Below are 20843 nucleotides of genomic sequence, written 5' to 3' on the forward strand. Positions count from 1 at the left end.
GGAATCCCTTTCCAATGCAGAACCTGATCGACACCATCGAAGCCGCCTTCGAGGCGCGCGCCGAAATCACCCCCGCCAACGTCAGCGCCAGCGTGCGCGATGCGGTGGAGCAGGCGCTGGCGCTGCTGGATGCCGGACAAGCGCGTGTGGCGCAGCCCACCGCCGCCGGCTGGCAGGTGAACGAGTGGCTCAAGAAGGCCGTGCTGCTGTCGTTTCGTATCGCCGACAACAGCGTGATCGAAGGCGGCTACCAGCCGTTCTTCGACAAGGTGCCGACCAAGTTCGCGCACTTCGGCCAGGCCGAATTCGCCGCCCAGGGCGCGCGCGTGGTGCCGCCCGCCACCGTGCGCCGCGGCGCCTACATCGCCCCCGGCGTGGTGCTGATGCCGAGCTACGTGAACATCGGCGCCTTCGTCGACAGCGGCACGATGGTCGACACTTGGGCCACGGTCGGCTCGTGCGCGCAGATCGGCAAGAACGTGCACCTGTCGGGCGGCGTCGGCATCGGCGGCGTGCTGGAGCCGCTGCAGGCGTCCCCGACCGTCATCGAGGACGACTGCTTCATCGGCGCCCGCTCGGAAGTCGTCGAAGGCGTGGTGGTGGAGCGCGGCGCCGTGCTGTCGATGGGCGTGTTCATCAGCCAGAGCACCAAGATCTACAACCGGGAAACCGGCGAGATCACCTACGGCCGCGTGCCGGCCGGCTCCGTGGTGGTGCCGGGCAACCTGCCCGCCGCCGACGGCAGCCACAGCCTCTACTGCGCCGTGATCGTGAAGCGCGTGGACCTGCAAACGCGCGCCAAGGTGGGCATCAACGCGCTGCTGCGGGACTGAGGCAACGCATGTGCCGACCCTGTCGGCGCTCAACTTATGGTGCGAGTTGCCGCGGCGTGCTGGGGAAGAACGGATTGAACATTGATTGAGGCGCCATGGTGACCGCCACCCATCCGCCCCGGGAACTGACCTTCCGCAGACTCGGCGCCAACGACGCGGCGGCCTTCGATGAGTTTTTCGCGCTCTACTGGTCGTCCATGCCGGCAAGCGAGAGAAAATCCAGGCCCGCGATGCAGGCTCTGGTGGCTCGACCGGACTATCAGGTGTTGCTGCTGCTGCTGGATGGTCGCCTCACCGGATACAGCGTGACCTTCGTGCCGGAAAACGACACGTTCTGCCTGCTGGAATACATGGCCGTTCACGCGTCCTTTCGCGGTGGCGGCATCGGCTCGACACTGTTTCTTCATGCCGTTGAGATGGCCCGCAACGGTCGCGGCGACGTCGCCATGCTGCTGGAGGTGGATTCAGATCGAGAGGCGACGGCGGATCGGGAAATCCGCCGTCGCCGGCAGGCGTTCTATCAACGCCTGGGCTGTCTGCGGATCGAGGGCCTGGATTACGTGCTGCCGCTCGATACGGGCCATGCGCCACCACTAATGGATTTGCTGATCCTGCCGCCCCCGGATGGCGCGGTGATTCGCCGCGCCACGCTGGAACGCTGGCTGCGCACGATCTACGTCACCGTCTATGGCCGGTCTCCGGCAGACCCGCGCATTGAGCAGATGATTGCCCGCCTTGGAGACCCATTGCAACTGATTGGATCGACGGAGGGGTGATGGAATATGCCTTGACGGCGTTTGAATGGCTGCGCGACCTTGGCGGGGACTTTTGGTGCCTGCTCTCCTCGGAACCGGCTACCTCGGCCGCGGTGATCGGCGCCGCTGTGCCGATTCTGGCGTTGTGGCATGCCGCCCGCAGCTTCCGCAAGTCGGTGAACAACATCAACTACACCGAGCTGGACGGCATGTATCTGGAACTCCTGAAAATGGCCCTTGACCGCCCATACTTGCGACAACCGGAATCGATATACAGGAACCCCCAGCTAGCAACAAATCAGCAACGGGAATATGACACCTACGCCAGAATGATATGGAATTTCCTGGAAACGATCGCTGACCGCTGTCTTGTCGATCGGAGCCTGCAGGACACGTGGTATCCAGTAATCCAGGACGAGGGCCTCATTCACAGGGAGTGGATTCGCAAGGAGCCACGCGGCTTCAGTCGCGATTTTTTTAAACGATTCGGCCCGGACGGGCCGTTCGGCGACGATTTTTTGACACGAAAAATCTGAACCGACACCGTCTTTGAGCATGTTCAACAAGTGCGTCCACCCGACCACCCAGCTCGCGCGGCTGATTCAACGTGACTTTCGTCGCCCTCTGATCAGCGCCGGTCCGCCGCCGACGCTGCCCACCCCGCGCCGTAAACTCCGCGCCCATCGCCGGGCAGGGAAAACAGCAACGTGACTCCGGAAGCGTTTATCAGGAAGTGGCGCGACGTTCAGACCAAGGAACGCGCCGCCGCCCAGGAGCACTTCATCGACCTGTGCCGGCTGCTCGGGGAACCCACGCCCAACGAGGCCGACCCCGCCGGCGACTGGTACGCCTTCGAGCGCGGCGCGCAGCGCACCGGCGCCGGGCGCGGCTGGGCGGACGTGTGGAAGCGCGGCCACTTCGGCTGGGAATACAAGGGCAAGCACGCCAACCTCGACACGGCGCTGCGCCAGTTGCAGCTCTATGCGCTGGCGCTGGAATCGCCGCCGCTGCTGGTGGTGTGCGACCTCGACACCATCCGCATCCACACCGCGTTTACCAACGCCGTGCAGGAGACGCACGTCGTCGCGCTGGACGATCTGGCCGACCCGCAGGTGCGGCAGATTCTGAAGTGGCTGTTCACCGACCCCGAGCGCCTGCTGGAAAGCGGCCACAAGAACCCGCAGCACCTGCCCGCGCTGCTCGGCCAGTTGTTCGGCGCCATGCGTCAGGGCGGGCCGTTCGGCGCCGACATCATCGACTGGTTCAACGGCGGTCTTTTCGACGGCGACGACATGCTGCCGCTGCAAACCGCCGACGTCGCCACGCTGCTGGAACTCGCGCGGCTTGACTGAAGATAGGGATTAACGCGTTGCTGCGGGATTGAGGCGCTGACGGCCGTGGGATGCGTGGGCGGGGAGTAGCCGCACCTTCAGGCAATCCCGAGAAACACCGCGAGCGCGCGATTCACGCTCAGCATCAGCTCATCACCAGCGCGACCGAACGGTTCGCCGACCCGCTCGCGTCGCAGCGTGACCAGCTTGTCGATCATCACCTGCGACGGGCGGGCCAGGTTGTTATGCGCATCGGGCTCGACGGGCAGACGCAGCAATGGCGCGTCGACCAAGGTGCTGGTAACCGGCAGTACGGTGATCGTCGTGAGGTTCGCGAAATGGTCGGCCTGTACGACCAGGGCCGGCCGTGGTTTGCCGAAGTCGCCCTGCAGGGCTACGGTGACGAAGTCGCCCCGCCTCACGGTTGCCAGCCGTCGATGTCCTCCAACGCGGCGTCGAGTAAACCGTGAAGTTCCCGGTCAGCAGCGTCGGACTGCGCGACACGCGCCGCCTGGCGTTCGCACTCGCGTTGAAAATTGGCGCTGCGCGTATCGGGAACCCAGATCTGGACCGGCCGCATGCCGGCGGCGCGCAGGCTGTCGCGGTGCCGCTTCACTCGATCAGTCGATGGGTCCATGGCTGTGCCCCTCTTTGAGCGTTTCATGAAACGATACCCCAAGCTTGGACTCAGTCAAGCCCGATGCAGCCCGTACCCGTCGGGCCGGCCAGGACCGGCCCTGCGTGCTAAATCGCGCCGTCGTCGGCGCCCTTGATGAACCCCGGCCAGACCAGGCCCTTGTCGTCCACACGCAGCCAGCCTTGCTCGCGCAGGCGGCGCAGGTCGCGCTGCCGGGTCTTGTCAGTTTTGTTGCGATACAGCGCCAGGTAGGTTGCGTGCTGGCGCAGCGCGGACAGCGGCGTCGCTTCGCCGTTGTCCACCAGCAAACGCATGATGGTGTACTGGCGTGGATTGATCCGATCGGTTTCCAGCGCCGTGACCAACTGTGCGTCAAACAGCAGCAATGTGACCAACTCATTGACCCGGTCGTGCAGCGCGCCGAGCGTCTGGCGCATGCCTTCCAGGTGAAATGCCACGAAGGCCTGGTTTGGATGCGCGTTGCCCGCCTCGTCGGCCTTGCGGCTGGTGTTGAACAGGCTGAAGTAGTCGTCGACGTGGTCGAGGTAATAGCGCCACAGCGCGAATGGGGCGTAGCGAAAGCCGGCTTGCAGCAGCAGAGTGGCTTCAATGACGCGCCCGACCCGGCCGTTGCCGTCCCAGAACGGGTGGATGCGCTCGAAGTACAGATGCACCAGCGGCGCCCGGACAACAGCCGGCACACCGGCGTCCACCAGCGTGTTGTGCCAGCCGACCAGCGCGTCCAGCAGACGCTCAATGTCGCGCCCATATTGGGGTGGTTTGTAGACGCCGCCGTGTGCGGCGTCGCCGACGCGAGTAACGAGGTTGCGCGGGTTGTCCCGCAGCAGGCCCGGCCGGTAGTCGTCTTCCGACAGGTCGCGGCAGACAGCTACGTGCACGGCGCGCAGAAAGTCGCCATCGAGGCGCCAGGCCGGGTCGGCCGCCGTGGCGGTGGCCAGGGCATGCGCGTCGCGGACGTTGCGCACGCGCCGCTGCCGCTCGGCGGTGAGCTGCTCCGGCGGCAGGGCCAGCACCTCGCGCGTTTCGTCGGGTGTCAGGTCACCACCTTCGATGGTGTTGGTGCCGTGCACCGACTCCACCAGCACTTCGGGCTCCAGCCGGTTGGCGACCTGCGCCAGCGGCGAGCCGGCAAAACGCCGCTGGGCGTCCTGCACCCGCACCAGCGGCAGGGCCAGTGCGGGCAAGTCCAGACCCAGACGAAACGTGAACGGGCCGAAGCGGTCCGTCTCCACCCGCCGGGTGAGCGTCTCGGGGTCGCTAACGCCACCGAAAATGTCCGCGAGAATGTCCACCCGGTTATGCCTTTAAACTCTCTATATAGCAAAAGGTTACGGGAATATAGGCTGGACTGTTTGGCGAGTAAATGTCCGGCAGATTGTCCGGCAGCAGGCGCTGTGCTCGGCGGCGTGACGCCGAACACGCCGCCGGTCACCGCTTGCGCATCTCGTCCCCGATGCGCAGCTCGTCGATGAACTGCGCGAGCGCTTCGAGCCGCAGCGTGGGGTTGGTGACTTCGAGCAGCCACTGCCGGCGGGCGGGCGGCAGCGGCAGCAGTTCCGCGAGACGAAAGCCGACCCAGGAGGCGTCCATGAGTTCTTCGGCGCGGCCGAAGTCGGGGTCGTATTCCTCCATGGCCTGCCGCAGCAGGTCGACGAGCGGCCGGTGACGCTCGGCAAGGCCGGTGACGGGCTCGGCCTCCACCCGCACGGCGTCGCCGACGATCAGCTGGTCGGTGCGCACGCGGCTCGTTACCACCTGCACGCGCTGCTCGCCGCGCACGGTAATGTGCACCATGCCGGCGGCGTCCTGGTCGTGGTCCTCGATCTGCGCGAGCGTGCCGACCGGGTGAAAGCGCGCCGCCTGGCCGGTCTCGCGGCCCTCGCTGATCAGGCACACGGCGAAGCCGCGCTTCTCGCGCACGCACTCGCGCACCATGGCCAGATACCGCGGCTCGAAGATGCGCAGCGGCAGCAGCCCGCCCGGGTACAGCACGCTGCCGAGCGGGAACACGGGCAGCGTGAAGGTTTGCAGTTCCGGCATGTCAGGTTTCCTCGGCCTGTGACTGTTTGAGCCTCGCGGCTAGTGCAGTTTGTACGCCGCCGAAGGCGCCATTGCTCATCAGCAGGATGTGGTCGCCCGGTCGCGCGGCTTCGGCGAGCGCCTGCACCAGCGTATCGGCGTCGCTGAAAAAGCGGGCGCTATCGGGCATATCCCGCAGCACCTCGTCGATGTCCCAGGCCAGCGGCTGGGCACAGTGCAGCAGCGCAAGATCGGCATCCGCCAGCGCCGCGGCGAGGCCGGCCCGGTGCGCGCCGGCGCGCATGGAGTTCGAGCGCAAATCGACCACCGCCAGGATGCGCGCCGCGCCGACCCGCCCGCGCAGCGCTGCCAGCGTCGCGGCAATCGCCGTCGGGTGGTGGGCGAAGTCGTCGTAGACGGTGATGTCGTTTTCCTGCGCCACCACTTCCAGCCGCCGACGCACGTTCTGGAAGCTGCCGAGCGCGGCAAGACTCTGCGCCGGGCCGACGCCGACCTGCGCCGCCGCGGCCATGGCGGCGAGCGCGTTGTTGAGGTTGTGCACGCCCGCCAGCGCCCACTCGCCAACGCCAATACGCTCGCCGCCGACGGTGAGCTCGAAACGGCTCGCATCCGGTGCGAGCGGCGCGGCCTGCCACTGCCCGCCGGGTCCAAAACCTGTCACCGGCGTCCAGCAGCCGCGTTCCAGCACCCGCGCGAGATTGGCGTCGGCCGCGTTCACGACGAGCCGGCCGTTGCCGGGCACGCTGCGGACCAACTGGTGGAACTGCCATTCGATGGCGGCGAGATCGGGATAAATGTCCGCGTGGTCGAATTCGAGGTTGTTGAGGATGGCCGTGCGCGGGCGGTAGTGCAGGAACTTCGCCCGCTTGTCGAAGAACGCCGTGTCGTACTCGTCGGCTTCGACCACAAACGGCCCGGTACCCAAGCGCGCCGACACGCCGAAGTTCTGCGGCACGCCGCCGATCAGGAAGCCAGGGTTCTGCCCCGCGTGTTCCAAAATCCACGCCAGCAGCGACGACGTGGTGGTCTTGCCGTGCGTGCCGGCCACCGCCAGCACGTGCCGGCCGCGCAGTACCTGCTCGCCGAGCCACTGCGGGCCGGACGTGTAGGGCAGGTCGCTCGCGAGGATGTGTTCGATGAGCGCATTGCCGCGTGACAGCGCATTGCCGATCACGCACAGGTCCGGCGGACTGCCGAGCTGGGCCGGGTCATAGCCCTCCTGCCAGGCGATGCCGGCCTGCTCCAGCTGCTCGCGCATCGGCGAGTAGACGCCGGCGTCGCAACCGCTCACGCGGTGGCCGAGCGCGTTCGCGAGCTGCGCGAGGCCGCCCATGAAGGTGCCGCCGATTCCAAGGATATGCACGTGCATCACTGCAGTCCGAACAGGGTGCCGAGGCCGTACCAGGCCACCAGAAAGAAGCCGATGTTGACCAGCACGCTGGCCGGGACGGGGATGTCGAGCGCCTGGCGCAGGATGTGCACCGACACCGCGAAGCTCCAGCCGACCAGCAGCAGGATCAGCAATCCCAGGCCGTTCTCGGGTCGCGCGAGCGCCGTCAGCGGCAGCGACAGCAGGTTGAAGGCGACGCCCGCCAGCACCAGCGCCGTCAGCGTCTGCACGTATCGGGCGGGCTGCCGTCTTACGGCCAGCACAAGGTAGACCAGCGCCGCCAGCAGCGCCGCTTCGGCCGGGCCGTACAGGAGCGCGCGCTCACCCGGGATGGCAAAACCGGCGAGCGCGCTGCCGAGCAGCGCGTACGGCACCAGCGCGAGGAGCAACAGCGTGGGCGAATACGGCACGTCCTGCGGGCCGCGTTGCAGGCGAAGCAAACCGCCCACCAGCGCGAGCAGCGCCCGCCAGGGGGTGCTCACTGCCCGCCGCAGTGCTTACGGATGGCCTTCTCCAGCTCGCGCTGCTTGTCCAGGCGCTGCTCGCCCGTGTACCAGTTGCCTTCGGCATCACGGATGCGCTGCGCGGACCGCATGGAATCGAGTTGGCGCTGCGCGGAGGCGCATTCCCGCGCGCGCTGCTTGCGTTCCGCATCGGTCTTCGCCTGCTCTTCCTTCGCCTTGGCGCGCTCCTCGGCGGCGGCCTCGCGCTGGGCGCGGATGGCGTCGAGTTTGGCGTTGGCTTCCTCCGGCGACAGGTCGCTCGGCGGCGGCGGTTCGACGATCTTCTCGGCGCCTTCGGCGGGCGGACGGTCCCCGTAGTGCGTGCGGCCCTGCGCATCGGTCCAGCGGTAGACGTCGGCCCCGGCACTGGCACAGCTCACGAGCAAGGCCAGCGCCAACAGCCGGCCGGTATGTGTGCGATTCACGGGGCGAGCTCCACCTTGATGACGATGCGCCGCGCGCTGCGGCTGTTGCGGGCGGTAGACGCTAGCACGTGGTCCCGGCTTTCGCCCGAGGTGGTGACCTCGCCGGCCAGTTCCAGCCATTGCCCGAGCGGCCCGCGAAGCTGCGTCTGCGCCAACTGAAACGCTACCAGATCGCCCCCCGCGAGCTGCTGCGCCTGCGGGCTGACGTCGAGCGTCACGCCGGTGGCATCGACCCGCGCCAGCACGTCGAAGCCGGTGCTCACCTCGCGGTATTCGGTGCAGACCTGGCGGCGGCCGTAGTCGTCCTCGCACGGGCTGTCGAAGGGCGCGATGAGGCCGACGGCGATATGTGCCGGCCGGCCTTCGAGCGCGAGGATGGTCTGTTCGGTGCTGTCGCGCTGGGCGCCCGTGGCGTCCGCGCCGTACACGCCGATGCCACGGTAGCGGACCTCGGCGCCGCGGCCGGCGTCCGGCGGGCTCGTGATCACCTGCGCGTGTTCGCTGTCGATACCGGCGGCCACGCCGTCGGTGCCGATGCGGTCCTCGGCGAACTGCTGCTGGCGCACGGTGATGCGCAGTTGCCGCGGCGCGCGGTCGAGTTCGGCAATCACCGCGGCGAGGTGTTCGAGCCGCGCCGGCTCGACGTTCAGGATCAGCGTGTAGCCGTCGCCGGTCACGCTTTCGTGCGCGGCCAGCAGCGGCTGCAGCACCGGCGCGAGTTCGGCCGCAGGGCGCTGTTGCAGGGCGATGGTACTGATTTGCGGACGCGCCCGTACCGGCTGCAGGGCACACAGGCCCACCAACAGACCGAGCGACAGCCAGGCTCCGAACCGCTGCCGGCGCATCACAGACTCAGCCGGCGCAGGTCCGGGTCGGGCGCGCTCGCCAGCCACAGCGCCTCGAAGCGCTGGTCGAGCTCCCGCGTCTGCGGCAGCTGATCCAGGCTGGCCTGGCCGGACAGGCGCTCGGCCTGCGGGCGGTACAGGTAGCCGCGCTGATCGACCGTGAGCCAGGCCTCGCCGAACTGCGCGTCCTCGTCCGCCAGGCGGTGCACGGTAACGGCGCTGGTCAGGCGGCGGGCGAGATCCCACAGCGGCCGGCCAAGGTCATCCCGTGCCAGCTCAGGCGGCAGCAGCATCTCCAGCCGCGCGCGCCGACTGCCCACCAGCAGCGCGCGCAGGGCCGCGACGACGGCGTCGTCGGTGAGGTAACGCAGGTCCACCCGCTGCGGCAGAATGCGCACCCGGCGGCGGGCGCCTTCCAGCAGGCGCAGCGCCGCCGCGCCGCAGTCGGCCGCGCCGTGCAGCGTCAGGGTGGCGTGGGGGTCGTCGTCGGTCTTGTCGGCTGGGGTCACGGTGGCGGCTCAACTGTCCGTTCCATGCGGCCGATAGTACGGCGGCAATTCCTTATCGACGCGGCGCGGTTATGCTTGACCGCAGTACCCGGGAGGCGGTGGACGGTCCATGCGGTGGCTGATTGTCATTCTGGCGCTGCTGGCCGGCCCGGTGCAGGCGGAGCTGTTCATCTACCGCACGCCGGGTGGCCACACCGTGTTCAGCGACCGGGCGATGACCCGGCCCGGCTACGCGCCGGCCAACTACGCCGCGCGCCGCGGTCCGCGCAAGTACACGGGGCCGACGCTGATCACACCCGCGTCGGTCCGCGGCGCCACGCTCATCAGCCCTGGCCGTCAGGCGGTCGAGCGGCTCATCGAGCGTCTCGCCCCGCAGTACGCGCTGGACCCGGCGCTGGTGAAGCAGGTGGTGGCGGCCGAGTCGGCCTTCAACAGCAACGCCCGCTCGCCCAAGAACGCGCAGGGCCTGATGCAGTTGATTCCAGCCACCGCCGCGCGTTTTGGCGTGCAGAACCCCTGGGATGCGGAGCAGAACCTGCGCGGCGGCATGGCGTACCTGAGCTGGCTGCTCGGCCAGTTCCGTGGCGACGTGCGCCTGGCGCTCGCCGGCTACAATGCCGGCGAAGGCGCGGTGGCGCGCCACGGTGGCCTGCCACCGTACGCGGAAACGCGCAACTACGTGGCCGGCATCATCAGCCGCTACGGCAAGACCGAGCATCCTTACACGGTGGTGGCGCGCTGAGCACAGCGTCCCGGCTGCCGCCACAAACACGGGAGTTCCCATGCCAAGGATTGGCGAGTACGGGCGTTATCTGATCGCGACCGCGATGCTGTGCAACGGCATTGTTGGGCTTTATCTCGGCGGCTACTGGGTGTGGCTGGGCCTGGCCGGCTTCGTCAGCCTGGCGCTGCTGGACTTCACCGCCGGGGCCGACCATTCCTTGCGCGGCGGCGCCGGCAAGTGGTTCTACAACGGCGTGCTGTACCTGCAGCTGCCGCTGATGGTGACGCTGTGGGTGCTGTTCGCGCAGCACATCCGCGCCGGGGATCTTGGCTGGTTCAACATGCTGGGCGCGCTGATCGCGGTGGCGTTCCTGAGCGCGCTCGGCGGCCTGCCCTCGGCGCACGAACTCATGCACCGCAAGCACCCGCTCGAAATCGCCTATTGCAGCCTGTACCTGACCGTGTTCGGGCTGCCGATGAACGACCTCAACCACGTGCACGGCCACCACCCGTTCGTCGGCACGGCGGCCGACTCGGACACGCCGCTGCGCGGCGAGACGGTGTACGGCTTTGTGTGGCGGTCCATCGTCGATGGCACGGTCAAGGCCTACGAGTTCGAGAAGGCGCGTCTGGCCAAGCGGGATCACTCGGTGTTCTGGTGGCGCAGCCGGGTGGTGTGGGCGCTGGTCAGCGTTGCGCTGTGGGTGAGCATCTTCGTCTGGCTGGCGGGCCCGCTCGGGCTGCCGTGGCTGCTGGCGTCGGCCGCGGTGTGCTTCCTGATCCTCGGCGGCTTCAACTACACGCAGCACTACGGCATCGTGCGCCAGCCGGGCACGCCGCTGCTGCCGCACCATTCCTGGAACCACCTCAACACGTTCAGCCGGGCGGTGTCGTTCGAGATTTCCACCCACTCCGAGCACCACCTCGACCCCGACAAGCACTACGAGCTGCTGCGCCCGTACACGCAGGCGCCGCAGATGCCGAGCATCGTGGCCTGCTTTCTGGCGTCCTTCGTGCCGCCGCTGTGGGAGCGGGTGATCGCCAAGCCGCGGCTGGAAAACTGGGACCGCCACTACGCCAGCCCCGCCGAGCAGCAGCTCGCCCGGGAGGCGAACGCCCGCGCCGGCTGGGCGCAGTGGCTGCCTGCTGCGGCCTGAGACCCGCCTACTCGGTCCAGGTGAGGAACTCGTCGACCGCCATGCGCTCGGTGCGGTAGCGGTTGACGGGCGCCTCGGGATCGCCGTAGCCCATCGACAGGCCACACACCAGATCGTGCCCGGCCGGCGCGTCGAGATGCTGCGCCACGATGTCCGGGTACATGGCGAGCGCGAACTGCGGGCAGGTTTCGAGCCCGAACCCGCTCGCGGCCAGCATCACGTTCTGCAGGAACATGCCCATGTCGACCCACGAGCCCCGGGCCATGGCGCGGTCGAGGTAGAAGAACAAGCCGAGCGGCGCGCCGAAGAACTCGAAGTTGCGCAGCATGGCGCGCTGTCGGGCCGGCCTGTCGTCCGCCGAAATGCCAAGCGCGCCGTACAGCTGCAGGCCGCAGCGCCAGCGCCTGCCCTTGTAGGGCTCGACGAAGGTGTCCGGGTAGTAGTCGTAGTGCGCGCTCGGCGCGCCGCCGGCCGCGGCGTGCGCGACCAGCGCGTCGGCAATCCGCCGGCGTACCGCGCCGCTCGCCGCCACCACCCGCCACGGCTGCGTGTTGGTACCGGACGGCGCCCAGCGCGCGGCCTCCAGCACCTGCTCCAGCATGTGCCGGCTGACCGGCTTGTCGAGATACGCGCGCACCGAAATGCGCCCGCGCATGGCGTCGATCACGTCCATTGTTCCCCCCTTGTGTGACCCGCAGCTTGCGGACCTGACACCCGTCACGCTACACCGTGCGCCGGAACGCACCACACAACGCCCGAGGAGGACCGCCCGATGACTCGACTCGCCAACAAGGTTGCCATGATCACCGGTGCCAGCGGTGGCATCGGCGCCGCCGCGGCGCGGCGCTTCGTCGCCGAGGGCGCGCAGGTGCTGCTGGTGGACCTCGACGAGGCCGCGCTGCGGGCGGTCGCGGGCGACAGCGCGCAGATGCACGTGTGCGTGGCCGACGTGTCGCAGCCCGAGCCGATGGCGGCGTGCGTCGATGCGGCGGTGCGGCGCTTCGGCGGGCTCGACATCGCCGTGCTGAACGCCGGCATCGAGGGCGAGGTAAAGCCGATTCCCGACTACGACATCGCCACCTTCGACCGGGTAATGGCGGTGAACGTGCGCGGCGTGTGGCTCGGGTTGAAGTATTGCCTGCCGGCGCTTGCGGCGCGCGGCGGCGGCAGCATCGTGATCACCTCGTCGGTCGCCGGCATTTCGGGCGCCGACAACATGTCCGCCTACTGCGCCAGCAAGCACGCGGTGGTGGGCCTGATGCGCACGGCGGCGCTCGAAGGCGCAGCGCAGAGCATCCGTGTCAACACGGTGAACCCCGCGCCGATCGACACGCGCATGATGCGCTCGCTGGAGACGGGCTTCATGCCCGCGCAGCCGCAGGCCGCCAAGGCCGCGCTGGCGCAGCGCATCCCGATGCAGCGTTACGGCACGCCGGATGAGGTGGCCGATCTCATGCTGTTCCTCGCCAGCGACGAGAGCCGCTACTGCACCGGCGGCATCTACACCGTGGACGGCGGCATGTCGACCCGCTGACGCGGATCCGACTTCCCCTCAAGCCTTCGCGCCGAGGCTGCTCGAGTCGAGGAACTTGTCGTAGTGCACGTGGCCGTCAGGAACGCCGGCCGCGGTCAGCACCGCCAGCGCCGCATCGATCATCGGCGGCGGTCCGCACAGATAGGCGTGGCGGGCGGCCAGATCCGGCGCCTGTGCATTGGTCAGGAACTCGGTCACGAAGCCCCGCGCGCCTTCCCAACCGCTGTCCGCCGGCTCGTGCGACAGCACCGGCATAAAGCGGAACTGCCCGGCCCAGCGCGCCCCCATCGCCTGGATGGCGTCGAGCTGGTAGAGATCAGACTGCGTGCGGGCGCCGAACAGGAACACCGCGTCGCGCTGCACGCCGGCATCGGCGGCCGCTTCCAGCACCGACAGCACCGGCGCGAGCCCGCTGCCCCCGGCCACGAACACCAGCGGTGCGTCGGCCGCGCGCAGCCAGAAATCACCACCAGGCCCGGTGACTTCGAGTATCTCGCCGACTCGCGATTGCTCGAACAGCCAGCCGGTGAACTGCCCGCCCGGCGTCAGGCGGATGAAAAAGCTCAGCTCCCGGTCGCCGCCGGCGTGCGGCGCCCTGGCAAACGAGTACTCGCGCGCGCGCTCGATGTGCGCCGGACGCAGCGCGGCGTATTGGCCGGCCGTGTACGCCAGCGGCTGGTCGAGCGTGAGGCGCAACTCGACGATGTCGTGCGTGAGCGGAATCTGCGCTGTGATGCGGCCCTGGGTGGTGACCTGCGGGTGGTGCGGGCGCTGGCTGTCGATCTCGACCTCCAGCACGATCCGCTCGCCGGGCGCCACCTTCGCCTGACATGCCAGGATGTAGCCGGCTTTCAGTTCCTCGGCACTCAGCACGTACGAGAAGTCGCGGATGGCCTTGACCTTGCCCTCGCGCAGGCGGCTGCGGCACGCCATGCACGTGCCAACCTTGCAGCTGTGCGGAAAATCGACACCCGCTTCCAGCGCCGCCTGCAGCACGCTCTGGTTGCCCGGCACCGGCAGCTCGATGCCGAGCGGTTCGATGCGGACCGTGCCCGGATCCTTGGGCTTGCGCTTGAAAAGACCAAACATGCGCACTTCCTTTGCAGTCAACGCCGTGGCCAGACGCGACCACGACGGTCAAAACGAAACGGCCCCGGCACCCAGGACCGGGCGCCGAGGCCGCGAACGGCGCGACAGGCGCTCTTACACGTTGTAGATATCGACCACCGACGGGATCACGTCGTTCATCAGCACGATCTTCTTGCGGGCGATCAGCAGGTTGCCCTGCTCCTCGCGCAGGCCGTACTCATAGCGACCGTAGAAAGAGTCGGTCTTCTCGTGCCGGTAGGCGTTGCCCTGCCAGTTGGCCTTGACCTGCAGCAGGCCGTCGGTCACGGCCCCGACGCGAATGTTGGTGACCAGGTGGCAGGTACGCGGCAGCGGGGTGGAGGCCGACGACATGCCGGACTTGATACGCCAGATGCGATCCTCAAGCCCGCTGCGGTCGCTGTAGTACATCAGCGAGATTTCGGACGTCGGGTCCTGCGTCATCTCGTGCTCGCTGTCCCAGGCCGGCATCCAGTACTCGATGTCCGGCGTGAACAGCGTCAGCCAGTCGTCCCAGCGCTGCTCGTCGAGGGCCGCCGCTTCCTCGAACAGAAGCGCGCTCACTCGGGAAAATTGATCGCTCATGAGTCGTCTCCCTCGCTCGTTTGGTAAGGCTGTGTCTGGACCCGTGGGGGGACACGGATGCTAGCCGAAGCGGCTATGAGTGTCCACGGCAAAGCGCGTCAGCACGCCGTCCGGCGGCCATCCGGACCCGGAAACGCAAACCGCCCCGCGGGCAGGAGTTCCGGCGGGGCGGCTGGCCCGGACAAGCCCGCCGGCGCGGGTCGATTCAGATCGGCGTCACCATCAGCGTCTGGATGCGGTTGGTGTCGAAAATGGCGAGCTTTTCCTTGAAGCGCAGCTGCCCGTCCACGCGCACGATCTTGTCCAGGTACTTGCCGGCGTTGTAGATGCGCGTCTCACCATCCAGCAGCGTCTGGAACACCACGTAGTTGGTCTGCGCGCGGATCACGCCGTTTTCCTCACCCAGCACGCGCACGTTGCTCACCAGGTGGCGGTAGAAGTGCGGGGCGTAGATATTGGCCTTGCGCAGCGCCACGATGCGGTCGCGCAGCATGCCCTTGCTGTCGCAGAACATCACCGCCACCGGCAGGCCAAGGTCCGCGTTCTCGCGCGGGATGACCTTGTACACGCAGTCGTCGGTGAAGAAATCCGGCCAGCTTTCGAGCTCGTTGTCGTCGATGCACTGCACGTAGGCGTGGATCAGTTCTTCCACTTCGTAACGCAGGGGCTGTTGGCTCATGTGGGGCGGCTCCGGTCAGGCGGCAATCTTGAGTTCGGCGATGCCGATGCCGGTGATCCACGGCGGCATCGGTTCGTACACCAGCAGTTCGCCGCGGATGCCGGCCGGCATGGCCGCCATGGCGACGATCCAGTTGCGGATTTCGAGCGCGCCGTTGCCGCCGTGCTCCAGCACGTACTCGTCGCTGAGGTTCACCAGGCCGTCGACGTCGCCGCGCTCGACCATGCCCAGCACAAGCTGATCGAACTCGACGTTGACGCGGCCCATCTCGGCGGTGCCGACCCAGTGGCTGATGCCGCCCGTGCCGTATACCACCACCCGGTCGTTGCCCGGGAAGGCGGCGACCGCCTCGCCGATCATCTGCCCGAGCTGCCTGGCGCGCTTGGTGCGCAGCAGCGGCGTCACGCCGGCGGCGGTGTAGATGGGGATGGTGCGAAGACCCGCCGGCGTGGCCGCCATGTGGATCGGGATCATGGTGCCGTGGTCGACCACCAGGGACTTGGCCACCGCCCAGTCGAAGCCGCGGTCGAAGCCGAAGTTCATGATGTGCTCGGCCAGTGCCGTGTTGTTCGGCACCTGCTGGCGCTCCATGCGCAGCCAGTTTTCTTCCGGCCCCTCGACGTCGCCAATGCCGATCAGGTACTGCGGCAGGCAGTGCGGACCGAACATCGTGAAATGGTCGTCGCCGATCACGATGGCGGTGTCGGCCTTGAGTTCCTTGACGCGCTCGACCACCCGCGCGAAGGCGGCGTTTACCCGCTCCACCTGGCCGGCGTCGGCGATTTCGGGGTTGCCCGTGATCAGCGGGTCGTGCGGCATGATGAAGCCGCCAACGATCTGTGCCATGTCGAGGTCTCCGTGGGGTGGATCAGGGCTGCCCGGGCATGCCAGGGAGCGGCGGCATCACGCCGCCGTTCATGTGCTCAAGGTACGAGAACGGCATCCCTTCGGGGCCCTTCAGCATGGGCCAGACCATCATCGTCAGCAGCGTGCTCACGCCGCGTTCGGCGAGTGCCTTCAGGTCCACCTGCTTGATCATCTCGCGCTCGTCCGGCTCCAGCCGGTAGGGCTTGAGATAACCCTCGGGGTCGGCCCGGAACGCCGCGATGCGCGCGGGATCGGTCCCGAACTCCCAGAACACCTTCTCGACTGCGTTCAGACTCACCGGCCGGCTCCGTCGTTACAGGAAGAAATACAGGTTCTTGTCGAGCACCACGCGCTGGTCGAGCGTGATCTTGCGTCGCAGCAGCCGCAGCTGGCCGTCCGTGCCGCGCCGCAACACGTCCTCACGACCATAGAAATGGTTGGTTTCTTCGCGCTGGCGGCGATTGCGATACACATGCACGTTGCAGAACGTGGCGATCAACTGCGCGTCGGCCGTGTGGTACGCCTCGATGTTGCTGACGAGATACCGCAGGCGCGATGGCGGGTCTTCCATCCATACGAGACCCGTCTCCAGGCGCGTGATGCGATTGTCGAGGTCCTTGTAATCGTCGTTGTAGATGGCCGGCTCATCGGGGCTCGGCGCGGGTCGCTGGTCCTTCGCGAAGCGGTCTTCGAGGATCGGCAGCCAGTAGCGCACGTCCGGGTCGACCAGGGTTTCCAACCACACGCGCGCCTGACGGTTGTTCAGCAGCCGCGCCTCGCGGAAGTAGAACTGCGAGACCTCGTGGTGGAGCGCAATGTCAACCGGGCGGCTCTCGTCCACCAGCACCGGGTTGAAGGGCTGTGTCACCGGCGCATTCATGCCGCACGCCCCTGCGCCTTGGCGGCACCCTTGATCAGCGGCTCCTTCCAGGTGGCGTCGTTGGCACGCACGGCGGCCCAGTCCTTGGCCTCCATCAGCTCGGCCCAGAAGCGGTAGAAGCCGCGATACGAGGTCTCACCGATGAAATTCTTGCCGATGATCCCCGGCAACTCCGGGTGCTCGGTATCGTTGACCTGACCCATCTGTGAGTTCATGCGGCCCCGGCGCGTCTGCGGGCCGCGGTTCGACCAGGTGCAGGTTTCCATGTTCTCGCCGTCGTCGCTTTCCAGCGTGCCGGCGGTGCCGAAGCTGTGGATGGCCTGCTTGACCACCTCGCGCTTGAGTTCCGGCGACATGGCCTTCTCGACCAGGGTCCAGGTCCACACCTCGATCTCGTTCGGCCCGCGCGGGTTCCAGATCTTGAAGGTGTTGGTGCCGTACAGATACGAGCAGTTCGGGAAGATGCCGGCGTTCCAGTGGCCCATGTACAGCTTCGCGCGCCAGTCGCCGAGCTTGGCGGCGACCTCGGGCTGCTTTTCCGCGGCGTAGATGCGGTAGGCGGGATCGTTATGGATCAGACCGACGCCGTCCCAGATCACGCCGAAGCCGTGGCCGTGGCGCGAGGTGACCTGCAGGCCGGCGTCGTCGAACGGAATCTCGGCATTGCCCGCAAGACCCGACAGCGGCCCGCCCAGCACCTTGATGGCGGCGGCGTGCGTCCAGCCGACGTGGTAGCCGTCGCCGATGAAGTTCTCGGACGGCACCTTCCAGTTGCAGCGCAGGATCGACTTCATCGGCGGGCCGACCAGCTCGGCGCCGCCGGTGCCATCCATCCAGGTGTCGAGGTACCAGCCCATCTCGCCGAGATAGTCGGGGAGGCTCGGCGCCTGCGGGTCGAAGCAGCCGAATACGAAGCCGCGGTAACTGTCGACCTTGGCCACCGGGCGCAGGCCCCACTCGGCCTTGTCGAACTTGCCGTAGTAGGCGGACTGCTCCAGCGGCAGCGCGGCGAGCGCGCCGTCCATGCCGAAAGACCAGCCGTGGTAGCTGCACGTGAAGGCCTTGGCGTTGCCGCTGTCGGCGTGGCACACCTGGTTGCCGCGGTGCGTGCAGGAATTCAGGAAGGCCTTGATCGAACCGTCGCGCTGGCGCACGACGAGGACCTTGTCCTCACCCATGTAGGCGGTGACGAAATCGCCGGCATTCGGGATCAGGCTCTCGTGGGTCAGGAACAGCCAGCAGCGGCCGAACACGCGGTCCAACTCCTGTTCGTAGACTTCCTGATCCCAGAACACGCGCTTGCTCTGCACGCCGCCGGCGACGTCCACCAGTTGGTTCACATCGACCACGCTACACCTCCGTGTTGACGCAACGGGCCAGTCCCGACCCGAGAGGGGCGGCGATTATGCCGCAGCTCAATGCGATTCTCACCGCCGCGAACTCCACAGCCCGCCTATACCTGCATGAATTGCCGGTAGCCGCGCCAGAAGCCGCGGATGGAGTTCTCGTCCATGCCGAGGCGATCGAGGTCGGCGTCGCTGTCGCCGCCCATGGATAGAACCGATGCTTTGCCCGCCTCGACGCCCTTGAGCCCTTGCTGGACGATCTCGACCGCCTCGCCGTCTTCCATGGAAATGAACCCGGCCGGGCCGACCAGATTGATATTGCGCAGCCGGTGAGCCCGCTGCTCGGCGCTCTCGCCGACGTAGCCGAAGAAGGTCCACACCACTTCGGTGTCGGCAATGCCGCGGGTCACGATCTGCCGCGTCGCGAGCGTGTTCTGAATCTGCTGCAGGATGACGTTCGGGAACAGCGACTGGATGGTCAGCGACACACCGTCGTGGTAGTCATCCTTGAACTCGATGACGCGCGTGTCGGCCAGGCTGTTCGCCGCCGGCATGGCGCGCATGCCCTTGTTCTCGTACTCGGACACGTCGCCGCGGTCGCCCGCGTTCATGATCTGGAACAGGTTGTGGAAACGGTGGCCCTCGTCCATCACCGCCGCGCTCGCCTGCGCCGGGCGGTAGATGCCGAAGGTCGGATAGAACAGGTGCAGCAGCGCGCCGTGGTAGCTGTCGCGGGTGTTCTCGGCGTACAGCTTCCAGTTGCCGCGCATGTGCTGGCGGGTGGTGCCGAGCACCTCGATCGGCCGCCCCAGCACTCGGCGGATGTTGGCCAGCATGACCGGGCCGAGGTACTGGTCGAGCGGCTCGGCATCGTCCGCAAAACTCGCGAACACCATTGACTCGGCCGTCGCGACGCGCAGCCGGCGCAGCCCGTGCTGCGCCATGTCGAAGTCGGCCGGATAGCCGCCCTTGCCGCCGAGCCCCTTGCGAAACGGCACGCCGACCAGGCCGCCGCGGTTGTCGTAGGCCCACTGGTGGTAGACGCAGGTGTGCGTGCCGGACGCGCTGTTGCCGCGCAGTTCGCGGCACACCAGCGCGCCGCGGTGCGCGCAGCGGTTCACCCAGGCGTGCAGGCTGCCATCGCCGTCGCGCGTCAGTACCACCGGCGTGTCGCCGACGAAGGTGGACTTGAAGTCGCCCGCGTTCGGCACTTCCTCGGCCAGACCCAGGAAATTCCAGGTCGGCCCGCGGAACAGGCGCTCCTGCTCCAGCGCGTAGACGGCCGGGTCCGTGTACAGCGCGTAGGGGACTTCCGTGACTGCGCGCTGCGGCCACAGGGCAGAGGCGGTGTGGGGGGCGTTCATTGGCACGAATCCTCGAAGCAAGGTCAGGCGGCGAGCTTCAGCTCCGCGAGCCCAAGCCCGGTGATCCACTCCGGAATCGGCTCGTAGCAGATCACCTCACCCCGGAAGCGCGGCATGGCGCCCATGGCAACGATCCAGTTGCGAATCTCGAAGGCGCCGTTGCCGCCCTCGCGCAGCACGTAGGCGTCGTCGAGTTCGGTCATGGCCTCGACGTCGCCGCGCACGACCATGTCCAGGATCATCTGGTCGAAGCCCTGGTTCACCTGGCCCATGTCGGAGGTGCCCACTCGGTGGCTGATGCCGCCACAGCCCATGACGACCACGCGGTCATTGCCCGGAAAGGCGGCCACCGCGTCGCCGATCATGCGCCCGAGCGCGAGCGCGCGTTTCAGGCGCAGCAGCGGCGTCACGGCCGAGGCAGTGTAGATAGGTATGGTGCGCACGCCGGGGTTCGGCGTGACCGCCAGGTGCACCGGAATCATGGTGCCGTGATCGAGCACCAGCGATTTGGCCACGGACCAGTCGAAGCCGTGGTCGAAGCCGTAGTTCATGATGTGCTCGGCCAGCGGCACGTTGTTCGGCACCGGGTAACGGTCGAAGCGCATCCAGTTCTCTTCCGGTCCCTCGACGTCGCCGATGCCGATCAGGAACTGCGGCAGGCAGTGCGGGCCGAACAACGCGAAGTGGTCGTCGCCGACCACGATGGCGGTGTCCGCCTCAAGCTCGCCGACGCGCTTTGCCACGCGCTCGAAGCCGGCCATGATGTTGGCCGCCTGGCGCTTGTTGGCCACTTCCGGAAAGGCCGTAATGGCCGGGTCATGCGGCACGCAGAACCCGCCGACGATGTGTGCCATGGCTGTTCTCCTCCTCGTGTCGTAATGCTGGTATCAGGCGCCGACCCGGGCCGGTCCGCCCTTGCCGAACGCCCGCCGCAGCGCCGCCCGAATCTGCCGGAAGCGGATGTAGCCTTTAAGACCAATCGCCTTCACGCCCGTCATGCCCATGTCCGGCAGCTTGCCGTCGTTCATGTGCACCAGGTAGTCGAACGGCATTTCGTCCGGGCCTTTCAGCAGCGGCCACACCATGATCGTCAGCAGCGTGCTGACGCCATGCTCGGCGAGTGCCTTCAGGTCCACGTGCCGGACCATGGCGCGCTCTTCCGCGGTCAGGTTGTAGCGCGCCAGGTAAGCGTCCGGATCGCGCCGGAACTCGTCGATGCGCGCCGGCTTGTTGCCGAACTCCCAGAACACCTTCTCGACCGCGTGCACGCTCATGATTTCGCTCTCCCCGCTGTGGTTGGCCCGACGACGGC

General features: G+C 67.5%; 27 protein-coding genes. 7 read left to right on the top strand and 20 right to left on the bottom strand.

Going from position 1 to position 20843, the window contains the following annotated elements; translation table 11 throughout:
* Positions 1–14: 14 nt before the first annotated feature.
* The 4 genes from dapD to AB7F93_RS07140 all read left to right on the top strand — a co-directional run bounded on the left by dapD (position 15) and on the right by AB7F93_RS07140 (position 2940).
* On the top strand, positions 15–833 hold the full coding sequence (gene dapD, locus AB7F93_RS07125; protein WP_428302197.1) for a 2,3,4,5-tetrahydropyridine-2,6-dicarboxylate N-succinyltransferase: 819 nt from the start codon (positions 15–17) through the stop codon (positions 831–833).
* Between the two features lie 95 nt (positions 834–928).
* A complete protein-coding gene (locus AB7F93_RS07130; RefSeq protein WP_428302198.1) occupies positions 929–1609 on the top strand; it encodes a GNAT family N-acetyltransferase in 681 nt (226 codons plus the stop codon).
* Positions 1609–2124 (top strand): hypothetical protein, encoded by a 516-nt coding sequence (locus tag AB7F93_RS07135; protein ID WP_428302199.1) that lies wholly within the window; start codon positions 1609–1611, stop codon positions 2122–2124. The genes AB7F93_RS07130 and AB7F93_RS07135 overlap by 1 nt, the downstream gene beginning before the upstream one ends.
* 171 nt (positions 2125–2295) lie before the next feature.
* Positions 2296–2940, top strand: coding sequence for a type IIL restriction-modification enzyme MmeI (locus tag AB7F93_RS07140; RefSeq protein WP_428302200.1), 645 nt, complete (start codon positions 2296–2298; stop codon positions 2938–2940).
* Between the two features lie 77 nt (positions 2941–3017).
* Here the strand turns inward: AB7F93_RS07140 and AB7F93_RS07145 are convergent, their stop codons facing one another.
* From AB7F93_RS07145 to AB7F93_RS07185, 9 genes are all read right to left on the bottom strand, one after another.
* Positions 3018–3341 (bottom strand): type II toxin-antitoxin system PemK/MazF family toxin, encoded by a 324-nt coding sequence (locus AB7F93_RS07145; RefSeq protein WP_428302201.1) that lies wholly within the window; start codon positions 3339–3341, stop codon positions 3018–3020.
* Positions 3338–3556: an antitoxin MazE family protein gene (locus AB7F93_RS07150; RefSeq protein ID WP_428302202.1), complete on the bottom strand. Its 219-nt coding sequence runs from the start codon at positions 3554–3556 to the stop codon at positions 3338–3340. Before AB7F93_RS07150 ends, AB7F93_RS07145 begins: the two co-directional genes overlap by 4 nt.
* Before the next feature lie 107 nt (positions 3557–3663).
* Complete coding sequence (locus AB7F93_RS07155) at positions 3664–4869, bottom strand: Fic family protein (RefSeq protein WP_428302203.1); 1206 nt, start codon at positions 4867–4869, stop codon at positions 3664–3666.
* 136 nt (positions 4870–5005) lie between these two features.
* Positions 5006–5617 carry an LON peptidase substrate-binding domain-containing protein gene (locus AB7F93_RS07160; protein WP_428302204.1) on the bottom strand — a complete coding sequence of 204 codons (612 nt, stop codon included), beginning with the start codon at positions 5615–5617 and terminating at the stop codon, positions 5006–5008.
* 1 nt (position 5618) lies between these two features.
* Entirely contained in the window at positions 5619–6986 is a 1368-nt protein-coding gene (gene mpl, locus AB7F93_RS07165; RefSeq protein ID WP_428302205.1) for a UDP-N-acetylmuramate:L-alanyl-gamma-D-glutamyl-meso-diaminopimelate ligase, read from the bottom strand.
* On the bottom strand, positions 6986–7489 hold the full coding sequence (locus tag AB7F93_RS07170; protein ID WP_428302206.1) for a hypothetical protein: 504 nt from the start codon (positions 7487–7489) through the stop codon (positions 6986–6988). Before AB7F93_RS07170 ends, mpl begins: the two co-directional genes overlap by 1 nt.
* Entirely contained in the window at positions 7486–7935 is a 450-nt protein-coding gene (locus tag AB7F93_RS07175) for a DUF4124 domain-containing protein (RefSeq protein WP_428302207.1), read from the bottom strand. The genes AB7F93_RS07170 and AB7F93_RS07175 overlap by 4 nt, the downstream gene beginning before the upstream one ends.
* The gene (locus AB7F93_RS07180) at positions 7932–8780 is read right to left on the bottom strand and encodes a hypothetical protein (RefSeq protein WP_428302208.1); all 849 of its coding nucleotides are present in this window, start codon (positions 8778–8780) and stop codon (positions 7932–7934) included. Before AB7F93_RS07180 ends, AB7F93_RS07175 begins: the two co-directional genes overlap by 4 nt.
* Positions 8780–9289 carry a hypothetical protein gene (locus tag AB7F93_RS07185; RefSeq protein ID WP_428302209.1) on the bottom strand — a complete coding sequence of 170 codons (510 nt, stop codon included), beginning with the start codon at positions 9287–9289 and terminating at the stop codon, positions 8780–8782. The genes AB7F93_RS07180 and AB7F93_RS07185 overlap by 1 nt, the downstream gene beginning before the upstream one ends.
* A gap of 109 nt (positions 9290–9398) precedes the next feature.
* Between AB7F93_RS07185 and AB7F93_RS07190 the strand changes: the two genes are divergently transcribed.
* On the top strand, positions 9399–10031 hold the full coding sequence (locus tag AB7F93_RS07190; protein ID WP_428302210.1) for a lytic transglycosylase domain-containing protein: 633 nt from the start codon (positions 9399–9401) through the stop codon (positions 10029–10031).
* A gap of 40 nt (positions 10032–10071) precedes the next feature.
* Entirely contained in the window at positions 10072–11169 is a 1098-nt protein-coding gene (locus AB7F93_RS07195; protein ID WP_428302211.1) for an alkane 1-monooxygenase, read from the top strand.
* A 7-nt stretch (positions 11170–11176) separates the two neighbouring features.
* Here AB7F93_RS07195 and AB7F93_RS07200 read toward each other — a convergent pair whose 3' ends face one another.
* Positions 11177–11842 carry a nitroreductase gene (locus AB7F93_RS07200; protein ID WP_428302212.1) on the bottom strand — a complete coding sequence of 222 codons (666 nt, stop codon included), beginning with the start codon at positions 11840–11842 and terminating at the stop codon, positions 11177–11179.
* 99 nt (positions 11843–11941) lie between these two features.
* Between AB7F93_RS07200 and AB7F93_RS07205 the strand changes: the two genes are divergently transcribed.
* Complete coding sequence (locus tag AB7F93_RS07205) at positions 11942–12703, top strand: SDR family NAD(P)-dependent oxidoreductase (protein WP_428302213.1); 762 nt, start codon at positions 11942–11944, stop codon at positions 12701–12703.
* Positions 12704–12721: 18 nt separating this feature from the next.
* Here AB7F93_RS07205 and AB7F93_RS07210 read toward each other — a convergent pair whose 3' ends face one another.
* The 10 genes from AB7F93_RS07210 to AB7F93_RS07255 form a co-directional block, all read right to left on the bottom strand.
* Positions 12722–13792: a 2Fe-2S iron-sulfur cluster-binding protein gene (locus tag AB7F93_RS07210; RefSeq protein ID WP_428302214.1), complete on the bottom strand. Its 1071-nt coding sequence runs from the start codon at positions 13790–13792 to the stop codon at positions 12722–12724.
* A gap of 114 nt (positions 13793–13906) precedes the next feature.
* On the bottom strand, positions 13907–14395 hold the full coding sequence (locus AB7F93_RS07215) for an aromatic-ring-hydroxylating dioxygenase subunit beta (RefSeq protein WP_428302215.1): 489 nt from the start codon (positions 14393–14395) through the stop codon (positions 13907–13909).
* Between the two features lie 205 nt (positions 14396–14600).
* Positions 14601–15074, bottom strand: coding sequence for an aromatic-ring-hydroxylating dioxygenase subunit beta (locus AB7F93_RS07220; RefSeq protein WP_428302216.1), 474 nt, complete (start codon positions 15072–15074; stop codon positions 14601–14603).
* Positions 15075–15089: 15 nt separating this feature from the next.
* Positions 15090–15920 carry a protocatechuate 3,4-dioxygenase gene (locus AB7F93_RS07225; protein WP_428302217.1) on the bottom strand — a complete coding sequence of 277 codons (831 nt, stop codon included), beginning with the start codon at positions 15918–15920 and terminating at the stop codon, positions 15090–15092.
* A gap of 22 nt (positions 15921–15942) precedes the next feature.
* Positions 15943–16239 carry a hypothetical protein gene (locus tag AB7F93_RS07230; protein ID WP_428302218.1) on the bottom strand — a complete coding sequence of 99 codons (297 nt, stop codon included), beginning with the start codon at positions 16237–16239 and terminating at the stop codon, positions 15943–15945.
* Positions 16240–16254: 15 nt separating this feature from the next.
* A complete protein-coding gene (locus tag AB7F93_RS07235) occupies positions 16255–16821 on the bottom strand; it encodes an aromatic-ring-hydroxylating dioxygenase subunit beta (protein ID WP_428302219.1) in 567 nt (188 codons plus the stop codon).
* Positions 16818–18170, bottom strand: coding sequence for an aromatic ring-hydroxylating oxygenase subunit alpha (locus AB7F93_RS07240; RefSeq protein ID WP_428302220.1), 1353 nt, complete (start codon positions 18168–18170; stop codon positions 16818–16820). The genes AB7F93_RS07235 and AB7F93_RS07240 overlap by 4 nt, the downstream gene beginning before the upstream one ends.
* A gap of 104 nt (positions 18171–18274) precedes the next feature.
* The gene (locus AB7F93_RS07245) at positions 18275–19531 is read right to left on the bottom strand and encodes a Rieske 2Fe-2S domain-containing protein (protein WP_428302221.1); all 1257 of its coding nucleotides are present in this window, start codon (positions 19529–19531) and stop codon (positions 18275–18277) included.
* A 23-nt stretch (positions 19532–19554) separates the two neighbouring features.
* Entirely contained in the window at positions 19555–20385 is an 831-nt protein-coding gene (locus AB7F93_RS07250; protein WP_428302222.1) for a protocatechuate 3,4-dioxygenase, read from the bottom strand.
* A gap of 33 nt (positions 20386–20418) precedes the next feature.
* Positions 20419–20805: a hypothetical protein gene (locus AB7F93_RS07255; RefSeq protein WP_428302223.1), complete on the bottom strand. Its 387-nt coding sequence runs from the start codon at positions 20803–20805 to the stop codon at positions 20419–20421.
* Positions 20806–20843 lie beyond the last annotated feature (38 nt).

The sequence above is a fragment of the Immundisolibacter sp. genome (genome assembly GCF_050250495.1).
Taxonomy (GTDB): domain Bacteria; phylum Pseudomonadota; class Gammaproteobacteria; order Immundisolibacterales; family Immundisolibacteraceae; genus Immundisolibacter.